Consider the following 23,041-nt stretch of genomic DNA (forward strand, 5'->3'; position numbering starts at 1 on the left):
GATAGAACATCCAGCTTCAGAACTTCCTCATCGCCAAACCAGTTTCCCGTTTCCGCAAAACCTAGATTGCTGTACAAGGTTTTCGCTATCCGGTTATCCTTATGTACGGTCAGGCGTATTTCTTCACATTGTGGAAATTGGCTTTGGATCCATGTAATCATCTGGAGTATAGCTGCTCTGCCATATCCTTTGCCCTGTTCTTTTGCATCTATTAAAAAGCCGTTGATCCAATAACCATCGGTTGTATTCACTTCATAAGCATGCATGATAAATCCGACCATTCGGTTCCCGTCATATATCGCAAAAGGAATGTATTCGACTTGTTCACCATCCGGCTTGATGTAGATCTTGGCTAGAGATACAGCTACCGCTGGCACAAACCCCTGCTGTGGGTCCAAAACCTGCAGTGCCAATGCTTCTTCCCAGTTCTTTCGATTGACCGGCTTTAACTCTATGTCCATATCATCGTCCTCCCAAGCGAGCGTACATTAAACCAAATAATACCATATGGAGTTGCGATATTCCTGGAATTAAACGACTTTATATAAACTCTTCCAAAATACATCCAGCCCAATCAACTATAATCCTCTATCACTGCTACCTTATCGTCTCTAAACGCAAATACGGAATTTCCCTTCATTTGAATTCTATCGCCGGCCTTCATACCGTTGGGCAGATCCTTAGCGAGAATACCCTCGTAGTCAATCTCAACCTGAGCTTTGTCATCTTCAAACGAATAACCAACGATAGTCTGACAGCGATAGGAGAATAACGACTTGGACTGTTCGGCTATTTCTCGAAATTTCCCGATTCCTTTTGTCTCCACATCCACCGATCCGCTAGAACTATTTCTGAATTCAATATCCTTATGCAGAAGAGCTACCATCCCCTCGACATCAAAAGAATTGTAGAGCCTCACATACTCTTCGATCATGTCCTTCATTTTTATAGGATTCACATTACATATCCCCTTTTGTCCGTTTTAGGTTACAACTCTAATTTTGTAAAACTCCGCTTTTTGCTTTGCACACTTCTCATCAACTTGTCATTTAATATACTGACTCTACTATAGTAAAAGAGGTGAATCGAATGGGGCGTGTCCGCGCTGTTCCTCAACCGGATTTAGTATTAATCAGCTGGTCAAGAAACCCTCTTGTTGCGGGCTCCGCGCGTAGAATCGTTGCTGCCCGTGTCATTGGCGATGCTTCTCCTTGCCGAGCTGATTTGACGCCGAATGCATTGCTAAGAACTGCCTTAGCCTGCTTATTAGATAATGATGTAGGTTTCAAAATCGTATTCCGCCAAAGAACATCCAATATTAGCGGATATCTGTTATTACAGCGTAATGCATAACCTATGATTAAGAGCAGCATTATCGCTGCTCTTTTTTGTCTCTTTTCTCGGGGTCATCTTATATATTCATCTAGTGAGTTTGTTATGCTCTTTAATTCATCGAGATTTTCATTTAAAAACGCCTTGTGTTTATCAATCCCTCGTTTGGCACACCATGCCACCCCACAAAATGAATCATATAATGAATAAAAGGGCAGTGTTCGCTTAAGATCAATTAACGTTTTAATGCTGTTATAACCTTCTTCAAATATTTCTCTTGTAGCTGGATTCCTCGCCCAGATATATCGATTCACTTTCGTGAAATCAATCTCTGATGACCCTCCTCTGGAGCTCTCAAAATCAATAATGCCTGTAATCTTATGATCTTGAACCAATAGGTTTCCCGGTCTAAAATCTAAATGCACAACACATGGAGGATCCGGTTCTGGAAGACTTGAATATGCTTTATCAAAATATGCGACACATCTCTCATATAGCCCCTGCTCCAATATGTCCAGGCATATTGGTTTACAATTTTCAAAATTCCTACGTATATAGGAACGCCAATTATTATCGGGTAAACCATAAAATCCGTCTGGCGTATCGTAACCGTACCCCGGCATGTTTACTGAATGCATTTGCGCTTGCAAAATTCCGATTTCATAGGCAAGTTTATCCGGGATAACGCCTGTTATGGGTAGGCCGGGAATGGATTCTAACAGCAATGCGCCGGTGACTTCATCATCTCCTTCCCAATAATGATGGACTCTTGGAACAGGCAGCTTCCCAGCCAATCGTTGCAACATAGCAAATTCACGATATAACTTCACCTTATTGAATGGGATCTTTAAATATACTTGTTGTTGATTCGACAGGGTTAACCGGTAGACCTCCGAGCTATAAGACTCCGGAACACCATCCATATGAATCACATTCAATTTAAATTTTTTAATGAATTTTTGTATGTTATTCATGGCGGCTCCCCTTTTCATATCATCCCATATTTCATATAACATCGAAATGGTAAGCCAATTCGAGTAAACCTATCATAATAAGATTTATTGATTACGTACATCCCTAATTTTCACTCCCTTCCGATTCCCCAGCTTTTTGCCAGATTAGATTGCCCAGGAAATATCTTTTCTCGAATAGCCTTTCATAATGAAAAAAGCTTGCAGGGTATCCATTCCCCTGCAAGCTTCCTCGTAAGAACCGCGATTTTCCTTTTTCATATCTAAGCCATATCTCTATTCCTTTTGGTTTGTCTCTATACTTATTTCAATTGGGCAACGCTTACTGCAACCTTCTCCAGCTGTGCTTTGCTTAAAGAATGATCCGGAGAGCTGATCGTCACGAACCGGTCATTGATCTGAAATCCCAACATGTCCGTATCATCCGGTGTATACCATTTTGCTTTGGTCCCATTGGACAGAGTTACCGGTTTGCTGTCATATCCATGAGAGTAGTCTCTTGGGGAGATATATACCGTCATGTGTTTGAACAGCATGTTAACGCCATCTGCCGATGCGCCCGTCTTCTGATACACATCGCCTTTTACCATCTGACTTGGTGCATACGGTGTTTGGAAACCATCAAATTTCGCGAATGCGCTTTTGATTTCTTTTAGTTGGGCATCGCTATATTTAACGGTGGTGAGCTCGATCGTCTGACCGTTTCCAGGATTACTTCCAATCAGCACCTGGTTATTCTTCGCATCGTATTGCACGGGTACATCCAGTACATCGGCAATCGCGCGAACCGGCAAGTACGTCGTATTCTGATACGTGATCGGAGTCAATTTCTTGCCCGTATTATACACGGTACCGTCCACTTTGAAGCCGATGCTGTGATTCAGGTAAGCCGAGATTTTCTCCAGGTTTGCTCCAGCATAGACACCAGCGGCTCCCGTTAACGTCATTCCCAGCACGGCAACTGCCACGATTGATTTTTTTAATTGTTTCATTTCATCCATTCCTCTCGTTGTCTCATCAACATCTCTAAGTCGATGAGTAATAGTATGAAGTACGATATACCCCTATTGAAAATCAATGACATGCGTCGCAATTAAATCTTCTTTATCGTCAATCGTAATTCCCAGTCTTTTTCCAGATGGACTCCAAGTCAGCGGATAGACCGGATGGGCCGCAGGATGCACCGCTGAATAATAAGGCGCCATCCAGCTTACTTTCCCGGAAGCCGTATCGAACACATACACGCCGTTCATCCCGCTCTCATTCTCTGAATACACATCGAAGGCTAATCTTGCGGAATCCGGCGACCAGGACAAGTATGAGATCAAATTGCCTTTTCCAATAAGAGATCCTTGCAAACTGCCGGCTGCGTCATAGATCAGCAGTTCGCTGCTCTGGTCCCCTCCTGTGTTGGTAGCTGTCGAGACGGCAATGTACTCGCTGTCCGGCGAGATGGTGAAGCTCCAAACATTTTCAATGAGATGTACCGGCTTCGACTGCCCCGGTTCAACGACCTTAAGCACCTGATTCACATCGGTATAATAGATCCGGCCTTTACTCGCTCCGAATTGGTTGTAAACTTCAACGTCCTCGTCCTCAATGGCGGTGGTGGTGTAAGTACCGTCCGTGGAAATGAGACGAATCTCCCCCTTGCCGCTCATGGAGCCTGCCGCGAGAACATAGGTGTCCGCATCGAGCCAACCGCCAATCTCCATGTAGTTGTCCCCTTTTACCGGTATGCTCTTGCCGGTACTCAAATCCTTCATGAAATTGTCTGCCGTGTACTTATCCCTCCATTTCTGTATAAAGCTATATTTACCGTCTGGCGAGATCTCTTCTTTGACAAGATGTTCGCCTGGATGCGTCTCTTCATGATTCGTCAGCTCACGCCGCTCACCTGTGCTTACATTCACTGCTTCGGAGGTATAATCATACTGCGGTTCTTCCGTTTCGGTCGCTTCCTTGATCAGCTTGGTTGTAAGCACCTTGACCTCATTCTCCGACAGCCATGCCTCAATGTTGGACGAGGCAATCCGGTGGGTCTGATTCACGACCACTTCCCGACCTGCCTGCCCGCTCGCCCCGTCAACGACCGTGAGCTTGCGTTCTCCCGGTGTCTTGCCCCCGGCATTCGATACAGGCGGCTGGCTGGCTTGACTGTTCCCCGGTTCCACAATCGTCAACCGATCCTGGGACTGGCAGGCCGTCAGGGCTGCAGCAACAGCAACAACAGACAGCAACTTGAACCCATACTTCCCAAATCTATTTTTCATAACAGGTTCCTCCTATGCATATCCCCCAAGGAGCTTCGGCAGCTGCAGCTAATGTGTCTAAGTATGCCGCCTCTTTCCCTGTTGAACTCAGTATAGAATGCAAATATCTCGATACGATATCGAGCTTGTAACGAACTTGTAAACAAAGATGCACATTTTAAAAAAAGCCCAGACCTATTCAAAGTCTGAGCTTTCTTCTGTCGAAATAACCTCTGACGATTGTGGCCGATTCATCGGCAAGACAATCACAAACGTAGAACCGCTGGGACCGGATTCCGCAAGCTGAACGGACCCATGCTGCTTCTCCGCCAAATTGCGTACCAGGGCTAGCCCCAGCCCAGTCCCTCCGTGAACCCTGGAGCGGTCGCTGCTCACCGTATAAAACGGATCAAAGATCCGTTCTCTGGCATCATCCGGGATTCCGATCCCGGTATCGCTTACCTTAATGACCATCCGATCATGGCCATGCTCATCCTGCTTCACTTCGTTCGAGAGCGTGACGGTCCCGCCGGGCCTATTGTATTTAATTCCGTTATCCAGCAGATTCAGAACCATGTGCATCAGATTCTCCGGATCGGCCCATACCTTACCCTCCGTTAGGGAGGATTGGATCGTAATGCCAGTTTGCTCTGCCTTGGCCTCTAACCGGGCTGCCGCCTCTTGCAGAATCGGCATGAGGTCTATGTGTTCTGCATGGGTTTCGAATTCATAAATATCCATGGACGATAACTGAAGCGCCTTCTCTACCAGGCGGTGTAGACGCTGTGCTTCCTTGCTGATCTGTCCTCTGGCTTCCTCGAGCAGCGCGGGATCGTCACGATACATTTCAAGCAGATCCGCATAAGCCAGTATCGAAGTCAGCGGCGTCTTTAACTCATGGCTGATATTCCCGATAAACTGCTTCTGCTGTTGTTCCAGCTCCTGCAGCCGTTCGATGGCATCCAGCAGCTTCAGCTTCTCCTCCGTCAGCTGGCTCACTGACGAGGAAATTCGCCCGCTCATTTCATATATGCCTTGTGCCAGCTCGCCGAGCTCATCGCTTCGCTTAACCGTCGGCTCGCTAAGATAGACGCCTTCGCCAATCTTCTGCGCAGCCTGGTTCAGCCTGCTGATGACATGCACCTGCCGCCAGACGTATAGAAAACCGATCAGGAAGCCGGCGGCCAGCACCGCAAGGCCTGTCACGATAAACAGGTTCTGGATTCGGTCATAGAAAGCGTGCTGCTCAGTTAGGGAAGCGTGGAATTGAATCGTTCCGATCGGCTTATCCATATTCCGAAGCGGGGCAAGATAGAGCAGCTGGTCACCATCGGTAATATAGGCGGAACGCCCTTGCGCCGTGTGTGCAAGCGCGTCTTGTACATCCATTTTCGGCTGAAACGGAAGAGAAGTCCCTGTAAATGTACCATCCAGCTTATACAGGGTCACCGGCATGCCGCTCTGGGTTCCAAGATCGACCGCTAGCCGTTGACCGACATTTTCCATAAAATCATCCGGCTGCGTTTGAGGATTCGTCAGTAATTCCTGATGAACCCTGAGATTGGCTGCTTCTGCTTCATGGGCGAAGGATTGCTCCAGGCGCACCCGCTGATCCTCCCGTATCCCGGCAAGAACCAATGCGCTTAGAACAACAACAACGGCGATCAGCAGCAAGGCCAGAAGAAGTGCGACTTTCCACTTTAAGCCGAAACGCACTTTTCTTTTGCTCATGATGGAATCTCCGTGCTTTTATAACCGATGCCATACACGGTCTGGATTACTTCATGCTGGTTCCCCAGCTTCTTGCGCAATCTCTGGACGTGAATATCTACCGTACGCGTACCGCCGGCAAAATCCATATCCCATACCTGTTCAAGCAAAGCCTCGCGCGAATATACCCGCTCCGGATTTCGCGCCAGGAGAGCCATAAGGTCAAACTCCTTCGGCGTCAGCTCAAGGGGCTTTCCTTCCGCGTGAATGGTGCGATTTAACAGGTTCATGGTAAGTCCGGCTATCCGGATCACATGCTGTTCCGGGGCTTGCTTCCCGACTGCTTCAGGAGTACGGTTTCTTCGGGACAATGCTTTTACCCTGGCGATGATTTCCCGCATATCAAAGGGCTTCGTCATATAATCATCGGCACCAAGCTCCAACCCAAGCACCTTATCCACAATATCGTCCTTCACCGTCAACAGCAGAATGGCGGGGCGCTGCCGATCCTCGAGCTTGCGACAAACATCGTACCCGCTAAGCTTCGGCATCATGACATCGAGCACCATCACGTCAGGATCAAACGACACCACACGCTCCAGCGCTTCCTGCCCATCCCCCGCCGTCTCAACCGTATATCCTTCCCTTCGCAGCGCATAAGCGACTGCGCTTGAGATACTGATCTCATCATCTACTACAAGTACCTTGGTCATCGCAGATACGACTCCTTTGTTGGCCGATTACACATTTGCTAATTCCATGATGGTAACGTATCCGGCATCATATTTCAACACGCGGTCCCCTGCCGATTTCATTACAATTGTAACTATGAACGCTTTCCCCCGGTTGCGATAATAAAACTAAGCACTCAAGCAAAGGAGGATTCGGATGACAATCGCTACCATGAACCATATCATTAAGCGCTATGGGCATCAGCTTGTCTTGGACCATGTCAATCTAGAAATCAGGCAAGGCGAAATACTCGGCCTTCTTGGACCGAATGGTGCAGGTAAAACCACATTAATCCATGCGTTATCCGGTTTAATTGGCATCGATTCCGGAAGCATCGAGCTGTTTGGTAAACGGCTAAGCGGCCCTATGCTGGAGGTCAAACGAAAAATTGGACTGGTCACGCAGGATGTCACCGTTTTTGAGGATCTTACCGCGCAAGAGAATCTCGCCTTTTTCGGTGGAATATATGGGTTAAGAGGCACTGAACTGAAAAGACAAATCACCGAAACGCTCCAGTTCGTTGGATTAACGGATCAAGCCCATAAACGCCCTTCCAAATTTTCCGGGGGAATGAAGCGGAGGCTGAATATCGCCTGCTCTATCATTCACAGGCCCAGGCTCCTGATCATGGACGAACCCACGGTTGGAATCGACCCCCAATCCAGAAATCACATCCTGGAATCGGTACGCGAACTGAAAAAAAGGGGGACGACCATTCTCTATACAACCCATTACATGGAAGAGGTACAGTCCCTCGCGTCCCGCGTCGTGATTTTGGACCAAGGCCACGTCATCGCACAGGGGACGATCGATGAGTTGGTAAAGAACATCCACCATGAAGAGAAGATCAAGCTGGAAGTCGTGGAGCTGACAGAGGATCTCATAAACAGCATTAAACAGCTAGACGGAGTCAAGCAAGTGATTTTGACAGGGACGCAAATTCAGATCTTATCTCGAGCAGGCGCCGGGAATCTGGATCGTATCCTGTCGTTGGCCAAAAGCGCGGGTGGCGTCATATCCATCCATGCAGAGAAACCCACGCTTGAAGACGTATTCCTTACGCTTACCGGTAAGCAATTACGTGACACGGAGGGGACTTAACATGCTTCTATTCAGGATGACGTACTTCTCCTTGCTTCGCCTGATTCGCGAACCCATCGGGCAGCTGCTTCTGGTGGTCCTTCCACTGGTCGTCATTACCGTGCTGGGTGTCGTCATTGGACCCTATGAAGGCATGAAGGGTGTTCCTCCGCTGGACTTGACAGTCGTTACGACCATTATGGGCGTTCAGTTTTTTGGCGGCACGTATTTGATGAGCTATTTGGATATGGATTTACTTAAAACCCGGAAATGGAGAATGTATTCGCTCCCTATTAACGTAACGGTCTATTCAAGCTCTCTTATTCTTGCCTGCACGCTCTTCAGTACCTTGCAAGGATTGGTCTTGGTGTTATTCACAACCTGGGTGTTCGGCGTCGCGTGGGGATCGCTCGGCTGGGTCTTGCTGGTTTTTATTATTTTTTCCTTGTTTGCACAGTCCGTACATCTGCTGCTGACATTATCCATCCATAACGTAAAATTGGCTGAAAGGGTATCTGAAATCCTCGGAATCGGCTTCATCCTCTTGACCGGATTCATGTTCCCTCTTCCGGATCATCGTCTCTTTGAGTTCATGTCGTCCTATGGAAATCCGGTAACCCTCGGAAAGATGGCCATCCTGGAGATGCTTGCCGATGGCGGGCAAGGGAAAGCGTATCTTAGCATCCTATTGCTGTTAGCCTTAACCGTGATATGCATGATGATCAGCGCATGGCTTGGGAGGAGGAAGCTCGCTTGACGATATTTAACTTTGCGCTCATTCGGAGCGTTCGCAGCCTGCCCAATCTTATTTTGCTGTTAGGCCTTCCCGCAGGCGTCGTTGTCCTCCCGGTGGGCGGTTGGCATGGCTTACCGCTAGGGTATCACTTCTATGGAGTACTGCTGTTATTCTCTGCCTCCAAACTAGTTCATATGATCATGGAGGATCGGAAGAATAAAATTCTGACCCGGATCGGCGTTGCACCGGTGACCCACTTCAAGTATTTATCGCTGAATCTGCTTGCTTTCGCTCTGCTGCTCGTAGGACAAAGTGCCGTGGTCACGATCGGCGCCTGGTTGCTGCATGCCGATATTTTTGGTAGTCTGATTCAACTCTTCAGTATGTTCAGTGTGTTCTCGGTCACCGCTATTAGCTTCTCTCTCGCTTGGTGCTCCATGTTCCGCCAGCCTGAATCCTCTACGGCCGTCATGCTGGGAATCATCATGGTCATGGCGTTGCTCGGAGGAACCTTATTTCCCATTCAGGCTATGCCTGCATTATTGCAGAAAATCGCCATGTTATCCCCGACCTATTGGCTCCATGAGGGAATCATGCTGGCTAGGAACGGGGGCTTGTTCGCGGAACAACTCACTCCGCTCGGGATCCTGCTGTTGTTTGCGATCGCTTTTATGCTGATTGGCAGCAGAAGGAAACTGGCTTGAAGAATATGTTACGATATGGGGAGTAGAGAACGTGTGCCATGGGAGGTTTTCATGAAAAGCTATACCGATTCGTGGTCCCCGAGCATAGCCGTAGTGATTTGGAGAATATTTGCCCTACTGCTTCTGGCCGCTCTTTGGTTTATGGGAGATGCCGGGACCGAAGGGTTCATCCTGATCTTTGCCTTAGTGATCCTGGCGTTAGCCCGATGGCGGTTTTCCCTTCCTTCATGGACAACACTGGTCGACCAGATTCTATGCATGTCCATCATTCCTTTCTGGCCGGAGGCTGGCTTCGGACTGGCTCTGCCGCTATTTGAGACCATGCTTGCCGGTCAACCGCTATTTTCCCTGCCTATTCTGGCAGCGCTTGTTATCGGCTATGTCGATCCTGACCTTCCGCTTCTTCTCATGCTCGTTCAAGCTTCATTTGCGGGATGGATCGTTTTATGCTGGTCTAAACAAATCCATCATTATCGGTTGAAGGCAGATCAGGAGCGTCGCGATCGCTACGAGTTGGAAATATTGAAGGGTGAGCTGCTTATGGCCAATGTGCAAGCGGCTCAGCTTGCAGAGCTGAGAGAGCGCCATCGTATCTCTCAGAAGCTGCATGATGAAGTCGGCCATGAATTAACAGCCGCGATGTTGGCCTTTCAAGCTTTCGAAACATTATGGAGAGAGAATGACCCGCAAGCGGAAGACATGTTTGCTCAAGCACAAATGCGATTGTCGAGCAGCGCCCTGGAGCTGCGGGAAACGGTCCACAATATGCAGCCTGTCCAAGCGACCGGTATCCGGAGTCTGGAGGAGATCTGCCGTAATTTCAAAGCTTTGCCCGTTCAGCTTCAAATCTATGGAGATACATCCCGTATAGCCGCACATCTGTGGGTCATCCTGAATTCTTGTCTGAAGGAAGCCTTGACCAATGCGGTTCGTCATTCCAAAACCAAACACGTTGAAGTATCGTTGGACGTCAATGAACATATCGTGCGGTTAAGCGTCCGGAACGATGGCGCTTTGGATTCATCCTCGCAGCCTGGAACGGGTCTCCGCAACCTAAGACAAAGAGCCCAGGCGGCAGGCGGCAATATATCCACAAATACTTCCAACGGCTTTCAATTGGTCTGCGTACTACCTATGGGAAAGGAAGGCATTCGATGAACATACTCATTGTGGATGATGATCCATTGGTATGCCAGAGTCTCCGGCTGCTTCTAACCAGAGAACCGGATATGGAAGTGACCGCCACCGCTAATGACGGTGCCGCAGCCATTCAATGCTGTGAAGAGGTCCTGCCGGATATTATCCTAATGGATATTCGGATGCCTGGTATGGACGGAATCCAAGCGGTGCGGCAAATTAAGCAGAAATGGCCCCAAGTGCGGATTATGATGCTGACCACGTTTCAAGATGAGCATAGTATCCGTTTGGCGCTGCTGGCCGGAGCCGAAGGGTACATGCTGAAATCGACGCAGGTCACCAGTATGGCACAACAGCTGCGTGCATTGGCTTCCGGCACTTCCGTTGTGGACGCCAATGTGCTGAAAACCTTGATGCTGCCCGAAAAAGAGAATCGTGCCGACCTTACCCCACGGGAAAACGATATTCTGGGGTTGGTTGCCTTAGGCTGCTCGAATCGAGAGATTGCCGAGCAATTATTTATCAGTGAGGGAACCGTTCGCAATACGCTCTCGATTATACTGGATAAGCTGGAGCTCCGGGACAGGACCCAATTGGCGATCTATTATTGGAGGCAATCGTTGTAGGCCTGTTCTTTTTCGTAAAGATTGATCATTCATTCTGGGTCTCATCAACGTTCTACCCGCTTATTTTTCAAAAATATACATGGCACCATTCCTAGGTTTTACAAATCCCTTGCCTCGATAACCTCTTCTGGACAATTCCTGAGTCAGCACTTTCATGAATGCGCCATGGCTAACCACTAATACGTTGCGATTGCGGTAACGTTCTTCAATCCAATCTAAAATCTCCTTAGCTCGATCCAAGGTCTCGGATCTCCTCTCCACTTGTGAGCTATGAGAAAAATACCAAGCCAAACGCCCCATCAGCAACCACATGTAGTAATGCAGCTTTAGATTTCCCAAAGGATGAATCGATTGAACCTCAATCTCTCTTAATCGATTCGTTGCGATGATAGGGCCTGGATATATCGTTTCCGCTGTCTGAATGGCTCGGGATAAATCACTGGATATGCAGACATTCCATTCCGAGAAGCTATCGTTAAGGTCTGCTTGTTCTATTTCAGCGTTGTTATAAGCCTCCACCCAAGAATTGAACTGGTCCGACGACACCCAATTCCTATCGAGTTGATGTATAACTTTAAAATGTCTTACCAATCCAATTTTCATAGGGCTCCTTAAATTCGATCATTGTTCACGTCATCTTTATCTGTAATAAATTTCAAAACCTCATATGTATATTTATCTGGCTCCTCTAATCTTGGGAAGTGTCCACTTCCTTCAAAAACAGCAACCTTACCGTTCTTAACTCTGTCACGATAAGCTTGTTGCTGTTCAGCACAACAAACAAAATCAAAAACACCTGTAATCAGAAGAGAAGGCTGAGTCAGTTTGGACAGATCAGGAATCAAGCTCTGCAAAAAACTCCCCTCTTCCTCTAATTTTGCTGCATGCCGATGATTCTTATCCCACATGCTTTCATCGGAGATCATATTATGAATGATCTCATTATATGTATCAGGGCGAATTCCATGGAAATACAACTCATCTCTTTTGTCCCCTAATCCTTTTCCGATACTACTCCATGCGCTCCATAGCTCACTTGCCGAATATGGGCCTTCAAGATATTGCTTACATTGCTTCACCCCTACCGAATCTTCTAACGAATGATAGAGTTTTAGTGCTCCCGAGATTAAGGCTCTCATCGAGCTTTGAGCATCAAAGCAAGGTGATTCAAAAATCACTTTATGAACGGAGTGAGGATACTGCAGTGCGTATCTCAATGCAACTAACCCTCCAAAAGAATGTCCTAACACCGTCCATTTTTTAATACCTAGCTGAATTCGCAAGGCTTCGCAATCTTCAATGATATCCTGTAGTTGAAAGGGTTCATCCGTTGCTAACGGATCAGAGCGGAGAACACCTCTTTGATCAAAAGCGACCACCCGAACATGAGATGCTAATGCCTCGGCTTGGTGATAGCAAAAATCAACACAGCTTGCACCCGGTCCTCCATGTAAATACAGCAATACTTTTTCATTGGAATCATTGTAATCCTCAACGTAAAGTTGAGTCCCACGCACCTGTAATCTCCTATTCATTCGTTGACCCCCATGATCATATCAGTGTTCACGCAACTCTCTCCTTATACGAAATCAATTCATTTCTCGACTAACCGTGCCAAAAGAAATCTTCATATTCGGCGCGTAAGTTAACCACGAGTCGCTAACAAACTCCTGAAACAACCTCTGTTCAGCTGCGTATTGCTCCTGCGCTTCCTCCGCTGTTAAACCTCTCTGTACCAGCTGCTCCATTATCATTGAAGGTTCATCGGGCTCTTGGCCGATCCCCTCTTCTCTTAGGGATTGATACAGCCGTTCTTTGCTGGCTGCATCCATATTCTGATCCAAAAAGTTCACCTTGTCACTTACTCGGCATTCCACATTCCGTAATCCCAGCTGACTTAGAAGAATAGGGAGCCTCATGCCGATGTTCCCGTTTTTGCCGCTGCGGCTGGCGTCCACTTCATACAGCTTCTGTAATATGCCGAGACGGACAACTTCAGAATGCTGGACCTCATCGAAGCCGTAATTCGCCGCATTGGCGATCCAATGGGGCTCAAAACAAATGATTCTGCCGCCGTCCAGTACACTGTCGATCATTTTCTGAAGGATATCCCGGGGACTCTTCATATGTAATAAAAACGCGTGACAGAACGCAATGTCATACTGACGGTGCACCTTGATTTCCTCTATATCTCCTTGAATAAACTCAACGGAATATGGCAGCTTGTCAAAAACCTCCCTTGCTTCCTTGATCAAATCTTCACCTTTGTCTATACCTGTGTAGGTTGACCCATCGGGTAAAAGCGGGAGCAGCTTCAGTCCAAGATACCCGTAACCACAACCGTAATCCACAATGTTAACGGGAGCATGCATTTTCCAGACCTTCTTAATCAAAAACTCCAGGTAGTCGTCATTGTAATATAACCATCTGGTATTCCTCAGGTAATCGATTTTGGAATCCCAGTAATATTCGGACATCATCTTTACTCCCTTTCAGCATCAAGATTCTAACTGTCTATCCAACCTTGCCTTTTGGATCACTTCACGAATGAAATCAGCCTTGCCGTTGGTATAGGCCACGCGGTCATGTTTATATTGGCTTTCCAGAACTTTTTTTAAGGCATAGTACTGATCCCTGGTGTCCGGATGGTTCTTTAAATATTCTCTGAATAAAATTTGGTCATTCCACTGCGGACCCTTGTATTTGTAAATATGTAGATGATGCGTCCCCGCCCGCCATGGCCCTCTTCGAAAGAAGAGTCGCTCCGGAAACTCCGGTTTAAACACGTATTCATACCCGAGTCTGGCCAGATTCTCTATATAATGTTCATTTACTGATGTTAAACTCAAAACACCAGCCATGATGTCAATGGTCGGTTTCGATCCTAAGCCCATCACTGACGTACTCCCGATATGTTCGATGTGTACGTCAAGCCCCTTCAAAGCCAACCTAATTTTATCTTGTTCCCGTTCAAACTCATTCTTCCAGTCCGGATTGTATGGTGTTACAATGACTTCTTCCATGCAAGTTTTCCTTTCGATACATGATTGACCATTACAAAGCCCTTATATATTCCGTCTCAGCTTAATTTCAAACTCCGGTTTCGTAATATATTCCATATAGACGACCTCTCGATTAAAATCCAAGTAAGCCTGAAATCGCGTTCGAATGGCCGGGGCCGTAATGTATTGGAGTACTTCATCCTTAGCGATCCAACGACTGTCCGTCGTTTCATCCGAAATGCTCAGTTCTCCCCCTGTAGGCTTACACACAAAATCCATCATCACTTTCGTTGGAACCACAGCGACGCCGCTATGTCCCGGATAGGTTGATGTATTGGAATAGACGCCGATCAGATGAGAAACGATGGTATCCATGCCGCTCTCCTCTTTGATTTCTCTTATCAATGCATCCACTAGATTTTCTCCGGCTTCCACCTGTCCACCTGGAAAAACCCAGCCGCTACGGTCCTTCACCAACAAAATTTCACCGCATTCATTCTCAACCACGCCGCCTACAGCGACGATATGGGTTGGCATCATCATGACAACAGCCTCCAATAGATAAGATATACCTCAACTTTCACAAGGTCCCTTAGATTTCGTCATAATTCACAATGCTTCCGGGTTCAAAATCCTTGTCGATGATATGTAACAGATGCATCCCGACTTCCTCTGTAGATAGGAGCTGTCCTGACTCAAACGCATGAGCGAAAGCCTTGGCCATTTCAAACTCCTGTTCATTTTTTCCTCTGGCCAGTCTTTGCATTTCCGTATCCACCATTCCAGGGTTGACCGCAATGATCTCCACCGGGTTCTGCCGGTTCTTTTGCTCGGCTCCAACACTCTGCGTAAACATGTTGATTCCGGCCTTCGCCGTGCAGTAGACACAAGCCCTGATGTCTCGCTCAGATTATACACATGGTGTCGGTAATTAGGGTAGCTGCTCAATCTCCCGGTCGTTCCTCTCGCTATCCCGTGCACGACATGGCCCTTCTCTAGAAGCATGTGGGCCAGCTGCTCGCCGATTCCTTTTGAAGTTCCCGTGATTATGAAATGACTTCCACTCATTGTTTTAACCTCCGTTATTCTTAAAAAGAAAGCTTGAGAATATATTCTTCCACTTCTTTACCACGAGCATGGGCATAACCCTTATCTTCCCCCCAGATGATGAAGCCGTTTTTTCCCAAAATCCGAATAGAGGCGGTATGATCTTTTACTGCACGTGCGTATAATGGACGTGTTTTGATATCTTTGAGAAATAACGAAAGGGCTCTAGTCGCTATGCCTCTTCCCCAGTATTCGCGCCCTATCCAGTAGCTGACCTCGGGCTGACCCATATGTTCGAAGAATACAATCTGCCCGGCTACTTGTCCCTCATATTGAACCGTCTTCTTGATGATGCTCTCATCCCCTAAGATTTTGGCCCAATGCGCATCAAAGGCTGCCTTATCCGAAGGATCTTTTGCTGTAAAAGCCGCCATGTAGTTCGCCTCCGGGTCCCGTTGTTGCTCGAAAAATATAGCAAGATCATCATCTTCGAATACATCTCGCAATAGCACCTCAATCATCACTAGTCACCCCAGTCGCCTATTGGTATTCATATATCGTCTATACCTAATGGATTTCACATGAGACTTCCGTTATCCTGCAACATTCACACAATTTCCTAAATGAATTGTTAAGTGAAATTCATAAGCAGCAGGAATAAATCGCAATCGGCAAGAAATCATGATAAGAAGGGTATGATACGATTGCATTACATTCTATTATCTGTGATGAAGGAGTTGGAATTATGAAGAATAGAGTCCAAAAGATTTCGCCAAACTTGTGGTTTGATCACCACGCCGAGGAAGCAGCCCAGCATTACGTCTCTATTTTTAAAGATTCGCAGATCGAACGTATCACGCGCTATGGTGCAGCGAAGAATGACAATCATGAATTTGCCGAAGGTGCAATAATGACTGTGGAATTCCTGTTGGAGGGACAACACTTCGTTGCACTCAACGGCGGTCCACATTTCAAATTCAACGAAGCCATATCGTTTATTGTGCATTGCGAGACACAAGAAGAACTGGATTATTATTGGGAGAAGCTGTCTGAGGGCGGGGACGAAAAAGCACAAGTATGCGGCTGGTTGAAGGACAAGTTCGGTGTATCGTGGCAGATTGTCCCGGCTAACTTAAGTGAAATGATAACCGATCCCGATCCGGCAAAATCGGAACGAGTTATGAAAGCTTTACTCCAGACGAGATCAAAAATCGACATGCAGACGTTACAGCAAGCATATGAGGGGTAAGGAAGGCTGCCTTCATGGCAGTCTTTCTTACCGTTGAAAGCTCTCTATCAGATCGCGGCGGGACATCAGTGATACCATCATAAATCAAGTTCATGCGTGACTAGTTCATCATCCGCAATTCCCTTAAAACCTAGATTCTTATAAAATTCAGCCGCCTTGGGATTGTCCGTTTTCAACACGAGTTTAGTGTAATGGCTGCTGGCCTTATGAATTACCGCTTCCACCAACCTTCTCCCGGCTCCAAGACGCCGAAATTCCTTTAACACATACAGTCTGCGAATCCTGCCTATGCTTCCGCCAGAATACGGATCACGATTTAACCCGCAAATGCCGATGACTCTATGACCAACCCGACATTCAAACAAGGCTTCATCTTCATGCTGAAACGTATTCATACCCTCATTATATTCATTCACTAGCCTATGGATATTCCTGAATCCTTCTTCCTTACTTTCAGTCAAGAGCTCGGTAATGTCTACTGCACCCAGGTCGGCAACTTCGTGAACGATCATGTTGTTCATGGTGTACGTCCCTTCCTTGTGCAAGATCACACCTCAAAATCTGGACTTGTAAAAATCGCATTGAATTAATGGGTGTGCTCATTTGCACTTTTCTCTATGTCGCTTCGTCGTTTGCTGTACTTGTAAAGTCTTATCAGTTCTTCCTCAAAAGCTCCCCATAAAATCACGACTACACCACTAATTATTAGAATAATAGATCCATTGATTGTTGCTACTGCTCCCATTTCTGCTAAGGCTGTACCTAGCCTACCAGGAGGAGTTGTCCAGCTGCCTAATTTAGAAGCGAATAATGCTGCCGGTATATGCACACTTAAGTAAAGTATAATTCCACTTATTAATAAAAACCCACCTGCAACTACCTTTTTCATCAACTATCCTCCTGAGTCATTCAACTAATATTCAAAAAAAGTATCAGGGACTTCGAGTACTCTGACACTCTATTCTTTAAAACTTCAATGACTTCTTCATCCATAAACGTGTACTCATCAGGAATATCAAGTCGAATAATTCTCTTACTGTTAAGCTCGCTGCTATATTTTTCTCGAAGTCTTCGCTCATGCTTCTTTTCCATTACAAATATTAAATCAGTCTTATCGTTTCTTCCCAATATACAATAAATGTGACGAGACTCCCAAAATGCTTGGATTCTCCGCTTCCTGGTAGATCAGGTTCATTACTTCTTGGAATTCCTCTTCCCCACGAGACCGCCAATAATCGAACTGCTCTACTTTGAAGGAACCTGCTATACTTGACGAACCTATCAATTTAATCGTCTCGAAGCCATGCGATTCCATGAACGGCTTAATGTCCTCCAAGTTGTAATAATACGCACCGGTAAATCTTCCTTCATCCCTATGATTGAATATCCCGGTCCTAACAAATTCTTTAATGCTGCTGATATTATCATTCGGTTTCCAATGTTCCGGAAATGATAATGAGGTCATCAGATGCCGAATTCGAGTCATGAATGCCACAAAGACGTAGCCTCCCGCTTGTGTAACGCGATACAATTCCCGGACAGCCGTAGACCGATCCTGTTCTGTCTGCAAATGATATAAAGGTCCCATCATGAGTGCGGCGTCAAACAACCCATCTTGAAATAGGCTAAGATCGTTGGCATTGGCACGGTGAAACCCTTTGAACTTGTCGGTTAACCTAAGTTCCTCGGCTTTTGCAGCCGCAATCTCGACTAATCTTGGTGTAAGGTCTGTTAAGGTCACATCGTAACCGTTCTTCGCTAATTCCATGGAATACTTCCCTGGTCCCGCACCGTTATCCAGCACATGCCCTTTCTCAGGCAACATACTGAGGATATGATGCAAATTGACAACAAACTCAATGGGCTCCCTATCCAAGCGCCCCCATTCATCAAAGGCATTATAATAATCTATCACTTTATTCAACGGAATCACCCCTTCACTTAAAAGCATCTTATAGCGTTAAAACGACAACCCCATAAATCCCTGCTTAATTACTCGTCGCTTCAATCCATCTAACGATGACTTTTCTTAATTGCTCTTTCTTCTCCTCCAGATCGTCTAAATTGAATATTTTCACGATTGCCCGATCATTAGAGGCCCATTCCAATAGAGTATCCTCAGGCATGGATCCCTTGATGTCATGATTTTGAACTTTTGGCCCACAATGAAAAATGATGCGAAAGAAGCCTTTCCCCTGCAAATTCAAAGTGATCCTGTCTTCTCCCTGAACGCAGAAGCTGGGTGCATTCCATTTGATCTGCTCGGATATGTGATCATCGACGCTTAATATGAAGCTTCTTACTTCCTCAATTTCAGCCTTGAGTGGATGCTCAAGATCGTGAAGATACTCCACGACTTGTTCGGGACCTGATAATTTAGCCATCCATAACTCCTCCTCATATATTGGAAACTCATTTTACCCAGGTGGGCTTCGTTCATGATTTCCTAGCCGTCACAATCGGTTGATAGAAACCTGATTCCGAAGGCATATGCCACCTGATATCGGCAAATCCCGCTTCCTCCAATATTGCACTTAATTCCGTTCTCAATAAAGCTCTATAGGATGTGCTGCTAACTTCAGTCCTCCATGAACCGTCAATCTCTTGCATAATAAATTGGTTGGTTATATAGTGATTCCCACCTTCAGCCCAATCCCACACTTGAAAAACGATACGTTTTCCTTTGTCCATGACTCTAGGGACGGTTGCACGCTGTTTGTTTTGAATGATGTCGTCATAGTCCCTAATGGACAATACAAGCAAGCCCTTGTTTCCAAGTTTGGCATACAGATTGCGGCATGCTTCTCTTAAATCCTCATCAGTCAATAGATGGGGAATCGCATTGTCAGCAGACAGAACAACATCAAATTGCCCAGAGATATCTTGCTCCAGCGAGCGGAAATCCGCGACGCCAAAATGAACATGAACCCCCAACTTGTCTGCTTCCTTTTTGGCTCGTTCAATGGATTTGGGACTAATATCCGTAGCCGTTACGGTAAAATCGTGCTGCGCTAATCCCAAAGCCTGTGTTCCTATCCCACATGATGCATCCAGGATATGAATCGGACCTTCCTGTTCCTCTGCGTATAACGAACGAATAAACTTATCGAAGAAAGCACCCTGCCATTGAACCGTCTCATGCCAATTCTTAAATATCAAATGATATGTATCCGCTAGCCCATCGTAAAATTCCAAGCTGGTATCTTTCAACCTTATCCCCTCCGATTTACGCAGCATGTTAGTATACGGTAATTGTTACGTTCATGTATCTAATGAACCAAGCCGTACCTTACCTCATATATCATCCATTATGTTGGTTAGGAATACTCCAAAAATTTTCCGGGTTTCTACTAATTTGTACGCTTTGCTTATCGGGTATTTCCCTCGTCAGTTCAATAGGAAGAAAGTGCTCCGGTAATAAGGCACCATATTTTTTCTCCAACCGAGCTTCATAATTATATTCACTATCCACAGGGCTATAAAACCAAAACATATTTTTGGCCATATAACCTTTGTAAAAAATACTCCAGTCCGTTTCAATCGATTCCCCATTAACCCAAACGGGTAGATTGGAAGAAAGGCGTTCCCGAAACTCCTCTAAACTAAGAAGAATACCTCTTTCATCGGTAAGATAACAATTCCACGAACCATCCATGCAGACCCATTTGTTAAGCGTATTTGAAAAAACAAGTGTTACCACATGGCTATCCAAATCATATGCATCATATGCTCTGCAGTGAACTCTGCGCGAATGGAAACCTAAACTCAAGAATACTTCATTCAATACAGTAGCAATAACATAGCAATTCATCTGGATGGGCTCTGAATCTGAAAGCGCTAAAACATATAGCGCATCAACGTGTTCTGGCGGCCTTACATTCCCATGCGGAAGGCGTTCATTCACCCATTGCGTTAGATTTTTAATTTGAGATAGCTCATCTCCCGTCCCTGCTACCTTTTCCAAATGATATTTTTCTCTCAAATGAATCAAATTCTCGTGTGAGCTAGATTGATAGCCAAACTCTATACGCTTCTCGTTAACTTCAACTTCGTATTCTGTCAATTGTAAGAGCTTCAGATAATATTCATTAAATTCCTTCATATAACCAAACAAGAACATCGCCTCATCTCTAAATAGAAAAAATTCCCTTTACCATATCATAGATGATTCGCACCAAAGAAGGAATCAAAAAAACCTCCGAATTAGGAGGTTCTTTTAGGTGTATACAATTGGATTTAGAGTCCATAGGATATGGGGACTAATACCCTTACAATAAATTTGCCCATTATGCTGATAATCTCCTTGGATTTCAGAATCCTTAACCAAGCTTCGTCTGACTTAAGGCCCCTTACAAATATGTTCCACACGATGGATGAACTCACATGCAAGTTCCAATTGTGAACAAGCGAAATCTATATCACCATGACCTAAAACGGCGTAATCGAAGTTACCTAATGTAGACATCAATATGCGTGCGGTCAACGCTAATCCAAAAGCTTTCCGGTCCGACACAACGTCAGAACGGTTGATCATAAACTGGAGCGTTGGCTCCTGCTCCCCTTTGAATAAAGCCAGGTTTGCCACAAATGAAGCCAGATCCCAATAACGAGGCATTAAGGATACGTCTTCAAAATCCGTCCAGAGCCAGCCCCTTGGGCTCGGTATTAAATTGTGGGCATGCGCATCCCCGTGGCTGGGAAATAACTGCTGGGATTCTGAACGCATCACTTGATCTATTTCATAAAATTTGTGGATTAATCGTTGTATCCGATCATCTGGATGATCGCTTAATCGCATAACCGATTGTTGAGTCCTGTCCCATGCACCCAGAATAGGGAGTTCTCCGGTATATTGCCCCATGGCAAGGGTCATTGTATTTACCATATTGACCGCTTCGCTCGGTGAAGGGAATGGAAGTGCTGTATGAGGAACGTACTCCCAGAACGTCATCCAGTGCCCATCCAGCTCAAATGGACCTTCATGCGAGAGATACACAGGCAGCAGCACTGGAACTCCCTCCTTGTGAAGATGAGAAGCTACGCGCAGCTCTTGTTCAAGTTTCTTGCCTATATGGGGATCTGGGTCGGGGGTAAACGCAGCAACCCGGGCAACGATCGGATGAGGGGCCAAGTGAATGATGATATTTCCACCACGGCTTAAGATCTTTGGCATAACTTCAGTGAGGCCGAAATTCGCTGTTGCAGATTGCAAGTGCGAACAAAGCCTATCCATGGCTGTCAAGGCAGCATCTCCTTTGAACGGTATTAGCATCATCTTAAAGTTCTCATCGTCTACTTCATTCTAATACCGCTACGACAATGATTACTGGGGTAACAACCTTCTTCAATCCGTTAAACACCTTTAGGATTTCTATTTCGCTATTCTAATGAGATTAAATCGTAACTCCCTCTTCCCGATACGGATCCAACAACGCCTCTCTCATCGCTTCATCCGTTTCAATCGAGGCACTGATCTGAATCGGGGTTTGTTCGACGAGCTTACCGTCCTTATATTTACAGCGATGATCGTAGCAATTCGGATCATATAGGATGAGTTCGAGCGAACCCGGTATATTAGCTGCAATTCCAACATTCGCATCGTCCGTTATCCATGTAACGGGTTTCCAATCCAATATGCCTTCAGCTGTCGTGATTGGAGTATGGTGGATGTAATTCTCAGGCACCTCTGCTAGATATAAATACATACCACCCGTAATAGAACCGTTGACGGACCAAGTCACTACGCCTTTAAAGGTTAGACTGTAGTCTTGTATATGTGTCTCTTCCTCCAGTTCGCGTAACATTGAGTCTCGCGGGGTTTCGTTCGCCTCCAGCTTGCCTCCCACGCCATTCCAGCATCCCATCCAGGGCGGGGATTTACGATTCAACAATAAAACCTCATCACCGCGCCGAACAAAACAAATATTGTATTTGATCATCCGAAATGAATCCCCCTTCCGCATCGGTTGCTCTTATGTTAAGTTTCGGATCTTCTCTTCGATTGGCTTCTGCCCATCTTCATCCCACACAATGGATATTTCAAAGGTTCCTTCTTCAAAAAACAATGGAAATCTTCGCTTGAACCAAGGCTGCATGGGCAGGTCCATCACTTCACGTATCGGTACCCATACGAGCTCCCCTTCCGGAGGATCCGCTAACAGTTCCCCTTCAAAAGAGTCAGCTATATAATTAAACACCATATAACGATAGTTCGTCTTGGGTACGACATATTCATCCAGTCCCTTATATTTCAAGTTGGTTACAATCAATCCGGTTTCCTCAAAAACCTCACGAACAGCACCTTCTGATATACTCTCAGGGAAATCCACTTTTCCCCCTGGACCAAGATAACCGGGAAAACCCAGCTTGTCCGGGCGATTCATTAATAACACTTTATCATCTTTCCGGATCAGGCACATTGTGTACATACAATAAGTTATAGGGGGTCTAGACATTCATTTTT

Annotated in this window: 29 protein-coding genes and 1 pseudogene; 7 read left to right on the forward strand and 23 right to left on the reverse strand. The window is 46.0% G+C overall.

The features are described from left to right. Positions 1-2: 2 nt before the first annotated feature. A pseudogene (locus tag PLA01S_RS07340) lies at positions 3-461 on the reverse strand (GNAT family N-acetyltransferase); the annotation flags it as partial. A 113-nt stretch (positions 462-574) separates the two neighbouring features. Further along, entirely contained in the window at positions 575-958 is a 384-nt protein-coding gene (locus PLA01S_RS07345; RefSeq protein ID WP_246059381.1) for a nuclear transport factor 2 family protein, read from the reverse strand. Between the two features lie 131 nt (positions 959-1,089). On the opposite strand from PLA01S_RS07345, the gene PLA01S_RS07350 reads away from it, so the two are divergent. Then, on the forward strand, positions 1,090-1,353 hold the full coding sequence (locus tag PLA01S_RS07350; protein ID WP_100538343.1) for a hypothetical protein: 264 nt from the start codon (positions 1,090-1,092) through the stop codon (positions 1,351-1,353). A gap of 53 nt (positions 1,354-1,406) precedes the next feature. Here PLA01S_RS07350 and PLA01S_RS07355 read toward each other — a convergent pair whose 3' ends face one another. The 5 genes from PLA01S_RS07355 to PLA01S_RS07375 all read right to left on the reverse strand — a co-directional run bounded on the left by PLA01S_RS07355 (position 1,407) and on the right by PLA01S_RS07375 (position 6,978). Then, positions 1,407-2,306 (reverse strand): phosphotransferase family protein, encoded by a 900-nt coding sequence (locus tag PLA01S_RS07355; RefSeq protein ID WP_127591230.1) that lies wholly within the window; start codon positions 2,304-2,306, stop codon positions 1,407-1,409. Between the two features lie 299 nt (positions 2,307-2,605). Further along, complete coding sequence (locus PLA01S_RS07360; RefSeq protein WP_127591232.1) at positions 2,606-3,295, reverse strand: stalk domain-containing protein; 690 nt, start codon at positions 3,293-3,295, stop codon at positions 2,606-2,608. A 72-nt stretch (positions 3,296-3,367) separates the two neighbouring features. Beyond that, the gene (locus PLA01S_RS07365) at positions 3,368-4,576 is read right to left on the reverse strand and encodes a WD40 repeat domain-containing protein (RefSeq protein WP_127591234.1); all 1,209 of its coding nucleotides are present in this window, start codon (positions 4,574-4,576) and stop codon (positions 3,368-3,370) included. Between the two features lie 174 nt (positions 4,577-4,750). Further along, positions 4,751-6,286, reverse strand: a complete 1,536-nt coding sequence (locus tag PLA01S_RS07370) for a sensor histidine kinase (protein ID WP_127591236.1) — start codon at positions 6,284-6,286, stop codon at positions 4,751-4,753. Beyond that, positions 6,283-6,978, reverse strand: coding sequence for a response regulator transcription factor (locus PLA01S_RS07375; RefSeq protein WP_127591238.1), 696 nt, complete (start codon positions 6,976-6,978; stop codon positions 6,283-6,285). Before PLA01S_RS07375 ends, PLA01S_RS07370 begins: the two co-directional genes overlap by 4 nt. Before the next feature lie 175 nt (positions 6,979-7,153). On the opposite strand from PLA01S_RS07375, the gene PLA01S_RS07380 reads away from it, so the two are divergent. Genes PLA01S_RS07380 through PLA01S_RS07400 form a run of 5 tightly spaced genes read left to right on the forward strand, consistent with a single transcriptional unit; the run spans position 7,154 to position 11,280 of the window. Next, positions 7,154-8,098, forward strand: a complete 945-nt coding sequence (locus PLA01S_RS07380; protein ID WP_127591240.1) for an ABC transporter ATP-binding protein — start codon at positions 7,154-7,156, stop codon at positions 8,096-8,098. Between the two features lies 1 nt (position 8,099). Continuing rightward, entirely contained in the window at positions 8,100-8,834 is a 735-nt protein-coding gene (locus PLA01S_RS07385) for an ABC transporter permease (RefSeq protein WP_127591242.1), read from the forward strand. Next, the gene (locus PLA01S_RS07390) at positions 8,831-9,517 is read left to right on the forward strand and encodes an ABC transporter permease (RefSeq protein WP_127591244.1); all 687 of its coding nucleotides are present in this window, start codon (positions 8,831-8,833) and stop codon (positions 9,515-9,517) included. Before PLA01S_RS07385 ends, PLA01S_RS07390 begins: the two co-directional genes overlap by 4 nt. Before the next feature lie 51 nt (positions 9,518-9,568). Continuing rightward, positions 9,569-10,675: a sensor histidine kinase gene (locus tag PLA01S_RS07395; RefSeq protein WP_127591246.1), complete on the forward strand. Its 1,107-nt coding sequence runs from the start codon at positions 9,569-9,571 to the stop codon at positions 10,673-10,675. Beyond that, complete coding sequence (locus tag PLA01S_RS07400; protein ID WP_127591248.1) at positions 10,672-11,280, forward strand: response regulator transcription factor; 609 nt, start codon at positions 10,672-10,674, stop codon at positions 11,278-11,280. Before PLA01S_RS07395 ends, PLA01S_RS07400 begins: the two co-directional genes overlap by 4 nt. A 60-nt stretch (positions 11,281-11,340) precedes the next feature. Here PLA01S_RS07400 and PLA01S_RS07405 read toward each other — a convergent pair whose 3' ends face one another. The 7 genes from PLA01S_RS07405 to PLA01S_RS07435 form a co-directional block, all read right to left on the reverse strand. After that, the gene (locus tag PLA01S_RS07405) at positions 11,341-11,883 is read right to left on the reverse strand and encodes a histidine phosphatase family protein (RefSeq protein WP_127591250.1); all 543 of its coding nucleotides are present in this window, start codon (positions 11,881-11,883) and stop codon (positions 11,341-11,343) included. Between the two features lie 8 nt (positions 11,884-11,891). Then, positions 11,892-12,815 carry an alpha/beta fold hydrolase gene (locus PLA01S_RS07410; RefSeq protein WP_127591252.1) on the reverse strand — a complete coding sequence of 308 codons (924 nt, stop codon included), beginning with the start codon at positions 12,813-12,815 and terminating at the stop codon, positions 11,892-11,894. Positions 12,816-12,869: 54 nt separating this feature from the next. Further along, positions 12,870-13,757: a class I SAM-dependent methyltransferase gene (locus PLA01S_RS07415; RefSeq protein WP_127591722.1), complete on the reverse strand. Its 888-nt coding sequence runs from the start codon at positions 13,755-13,757 to the stop codon at positions 12,870-12,872. 21 nt (positions 13,758-13,778) lie between these two features. Continuing rightward, positions 13,779-14,303, reverse strand: a complete 525-nt coding sequence (locus PLA01S_RS07420) for a GrpB family protein (protein ID WP_127591254.1) — start codon at positions 14,301-14,303, stop codon at positions 13,779-13,781. Positions 14,304-14,345: 42 nt separating this feature from the next. Next, positions 14,346-14,825: an NUDIX hydrolase gene (locus PLA01S_RS07425; protein WP_127591256.1), complete on the reverse strand. Its 480-nt coding sequence runs from the start codon at positions 14,823-14,825 to the stop codon at positions 14,346-14,348. Positions 14,826-14,874: 49 nt separating this feature from the next. Further along, on the reverse strand, positions 14,875-15,138 hold the full coding sequence (locus PLA01S_RS32465) for a Rossmann-fold NAD(P)-binding domain-containing protein (RefSeq protein ID WP_246059382.1): 264 nt from the start codon (positions 15,136-15,138) through the stop codon (positions 14,875-14,877). Positions 15,139-15,370: 232 nt separating this feature from the next. After that, a complete protein-coding gene (locus PLA01S_RS07435) occupies positions 15,371-15,850 on the reverse strand; it encodes a GNAT family N-acetyltransferase (RefSeq protein WP_127591258.1) in 480 nt (159 codons plus the stop codon). Between the two features lie 224 nt (positions 15,851-16,074). Between PLA01S_RS07435 and PLA01S_RS07440 the strand changes: the two genes are divergently transcribed. Continuing rightward, positions 16,075-16,578, forward strand: a complete 504-nt coding sequence (locus tag PLA01S_RS07440; protein ID WP_127591260.1) for a VOC family protein — start codon at positions 16,075-16,077, stop codon at positions 16,576-16,578. 77 nt (positions 16,579-16,655) lie between these two features. Here the strand turns inward: PLA01S_RS07440 and PLA01S_RS07445 are convergent, their stop codons facing one another. The 9 genes from PLA01S_RS07445 to PLA01S_RS07490 all read right to left on the reverse strand — a co-directional run bounded on the left by PLA01S_RS07445 (position 16,656) and on the right by PLA01S_RS07490 (position 23,033). After that, positions 16,656-17,099, reverse strand: coding sequence for a GNAT family N-acetyltransferase (locus PLA01S_RS07445; protein ID WP_246059383.1), 444 nt, complete (start codon positions 17,097-17,099; stop codon positions 16,656-16,658). Between the two features lie 65 nt (positions 17,100-17,164). Then, positions 17,165-17,467, reverse strand: a complete 303-nt coding sequence (locus PLA01S_RS07450; protein ID WP_127591262.1) for a hypothetical protein — start codon at positions 17,465-17,467, stop codon at positions 17,165-17,167. Between the two features lie 222 nt (positions 17,468-17,689). Next, a complete protein-coding gene (locus tag PLA01S_RS07460; protein WP_127591264.1) occupies positions 17,690-18,502 on the reverse strand; it encodes a class I SAM-dependent methyltransferase in 813 nt (270 codons plus the stop codon). A 64-nt stretch (positions 18,503-18,566) separates the two neighbouring features. After that, positions 18,567-18,962 carry a DUF1801 domain-containing protein gene (locus tag PLA01S_RS07465; RefSeq protein WP_127591266.1) on the reverse strand — a complete coding sequence of 132 codons (396 nt, stop codon included), beginning with the start codon at positions 18,960-18,962 and terminating at the stop codon, positions 18,567-18,569. A gap of 52 nt (positions 18,963-19,014) precedes the next feature. Then, positions 19,015-19,788: a class I SAM-dependent methyltransferase gene (locus PLA01S_RS07470; protein WP_127591268.1), complete on the reverse strand. Its 774-nt coding sequence runs from the start codon at positions 19,786-19,788 to the stop codon at positions 19,015-19,017. Between the two features lie 91 nt (positions 19,789-19,879). Further along, positions 19,880-20,680: a transglutaminase domain-containing protein gene (locus PLA01S_RS07475; protein ID WP_164817352.1), complete on the reverse strand. Its 801-nt coding sequence runs from the start codon at positions 20,678-20,680 to the stop codon at positions 19,880-19,882. A gap of 237 nt (positions 20,681-20,917) precedes the next feature. Then, on the reverse strand, positions 20,918-21,811 hold the full coding sequence (locus PLA01S_RS07480; protein ID WP_127591724.1) for an aminoglycoside phosphotransferase family protein: 894 nt from the start codon (positions 21,809-21,811) through the stop codon (positions 20,918-20,920). A gap of 160 nt (positions 21,812-21,971) precedes the next feature. Then, positions 21,972-22,517 carry an NUDIX hydrolase gene (locus PLA01S_RS07485; protein WP_127591272.1) on the reverse strand — a complete coding sequence of 182 codons (546 nt, stop codon included), beginning with the start codon at positions 22,515-22,517 and terminating at the stop codon, positions 21,972-21,974. 33 nt (positions 22,518-22,550) lie between these two features. Then, positions 22,551-23,033, reverse strand: coding sequence for an 8-oxo-dGTP diphosphatase (locus tag PLA01S_RS07490; RefSeq protein ID WP_127591274.1), 483 nt, complete (start codon positions 23,031-23,033; stop codon positions 22,551-22,553). Positions 23,034-23,041: the final 8 nt, after the last annotated feature.

Source organism: Paenibacillus lautus NBRC 15380, from assembly GCF_004000945.1.
GTDB classification, from domain to species: Bacteria; Bacillota; Bacilli; order Paenibacillales; family Paenibacillaceae; genus Paenibacillus_AQ; species Paenibacillus_AQ lautus.

Bases quoted from the DNA above. Each gene is read 5' to 3' on its own strand.
- PLA01S_RS07350 (WP_100538343.1), top strand. From the start codon at position 1,090: ATGGGGCGTGTCCGCGCTGTTCCTCAACCGGATTTAGTATTAATCAGC.
- PLA01S_RS07355 (WP_127591230.1), bottom strand. From the start codon at position 2,306: ATGAATAACATACAAAAATTCATTAAAAAATTTAAATTGAATGTGATT.
- PLA01S_RS07360 (WP_127591232.1), bottom strand. From the start codon at position 3,295: ATGAAACAATTAAAAAAATCAATCGTGGCAGTTGCCGTGCTGGGAATG.
- PLA01S_RS07365 (WP_127591234.1), bottom strand. From the start codon at position 4,576: ATGAAAAATAGATTTGGGAAGTATGGGTTCAAGTTGCTGTCTGTTGTT.
- PLA01S_RS07370 (WP_127591236.1), bottom strand. From the start codon at position 6,286: ATGAGCAAAAGAAAAGTGCGTTTCGGCTTAAAGTGGAAAGTCGCACTT.
- PLA01S_RS07375 (WP_127591238.1), bottom strand. From the start codon at position 6,978: ATGACCAAGGTACTTGTAGTAGATGATGAGATCAGTATCTCAAGCGCA.
- PLA01S_RS07380 (WP_127591240.1), top strand. From the start codon at position 7,154: ATGACAATCGCTACCATGAACCATATCATTAAGCGCTATGGGCATCAG.
- PLA01S_RS07385 (WP_127591242.1), top strand. From the start codon at position 8,100: ATGCTTCTATTCAGGATGACGTACTTCTCCTTGCTTCGCCTGATTCGC.
- PLA01S_RS07395 (WP_127591246.1), top strand. From the start codon at position 9,569: ATGAAAAGCTATACCGATTCGTGGTCCCCGAGCATAGCCGTAGTGATT.
- PLA01S_RS07400 (WP_127591248.1), top strand. From the start codon at position 10,672: ATGAACATACTCATTGTGGATGATGATCCATTGGTATGCCAGAGTCTC.
- PLA01S_RS07405 (WP_127591250.1), bottom strand. From the start codon at position 11,883: ATGAAAATTGGATTGGTAAGACATTTTAAAGTTATACATCAACTCGAT.
- PLA01S_RS07410 (WP_127591252.1), bottom strand. From the start codon at position 12,815: ATGAATAGGAGATTACAGGTGCGTGGGACTCAACTTTACGTTGAGGAT.
- PLA01S_RS07415 (WP_127591722.1), bottom strand. From the start codon at position 13,757: ATGTCCGAATATTACTGGGATTCCAAAATCGATTACCTGAGGAATACC.
- PLA01S_RS07420 (WP_127591254.1), bottom strand. From the start codon at position 14,303: ATGGAAGAAGTCATTGTAACACCATACAATCCGGACTGGAAGAATGAG.
- PLA01S_RS07425 (WP_127591256.1), bottom strand. From the start codon at position 14,825: ATGATGATGCCAACCCATATCGTCGCTGTAGGCGGCGTGGTTGAGAAT.
- PLA01S_RS32465 (WP_246059382.1), bottom strand. From the start codon at position 15,138: ATGTTTACGCAGAGTGTTGGAGCCGAGCAAAAGAACCGGCAGAACCCG.
- PLA01S_RS07435 (WP_127591258.1), bottom strand. From the start codon at position 15,850: ATGATTGAGGTGCTATTGCGAGATGTATTCGAAGATGATGATCTTGCT.
- PLA01S_RS07440 (WP_127591260.1), top strand. From the start codon at position 16,075: ATGAAGAATAGAGTCCAAAAGATTTCGCCAAACTTGTGGTTTGATCAC.
- PLA01S_RS07445 (WP_246059383.1), bottom strand. From the start codon at position 17,099: ATGAACAACATGATCGTTCACGAAGTTGCCGACCTGGGTGCAGTAGAC.
- PLA01S_RS07450 (WP_127591262.1), bottom strand. From the start codon at position 17,467: ATGAAAAAGGTAGTTGCAGGTGGGTTTTTATTAATAAGTGGAATTATA.
- PLA01S_RS07465 (WP_127591266.1), bottom strand. From the start codon at position 18,962: ATGGCTAAATTATCAGGTCCCGAACAAGTCGTGGAGTATCTTCACGAT.
- PLA01S_RS07475 (WP_164817352.1), bottom strand. From the start codon at position 20,680: ATGAAGGAATTTAATGAATATTATCTGAAGCTCTTACAATTGACAGAA.
- PLA01S_RS07480 (WP_127591724.1), bottom strand. From the start codon at position 21,811: ATGGATAGGCTTTGTTCGCACTTGCAATCTGCAACAGCGAATTTCGGC.
- PLA01S_RS07485 (WP_127591272.1), bottom strand. From the start codon at position 22,517: ATGATCAAATACAATATTTGTTTTGTTCGGCGCGGTGATGAGGTTTTA.
- PLA01S_RS07490 (WP_127591274.1), bottom strand. From the start codon at position 23,033: ATGTCTAGACCCCCTATAACTTATTGTATGTACACAATGTGCCTGATC.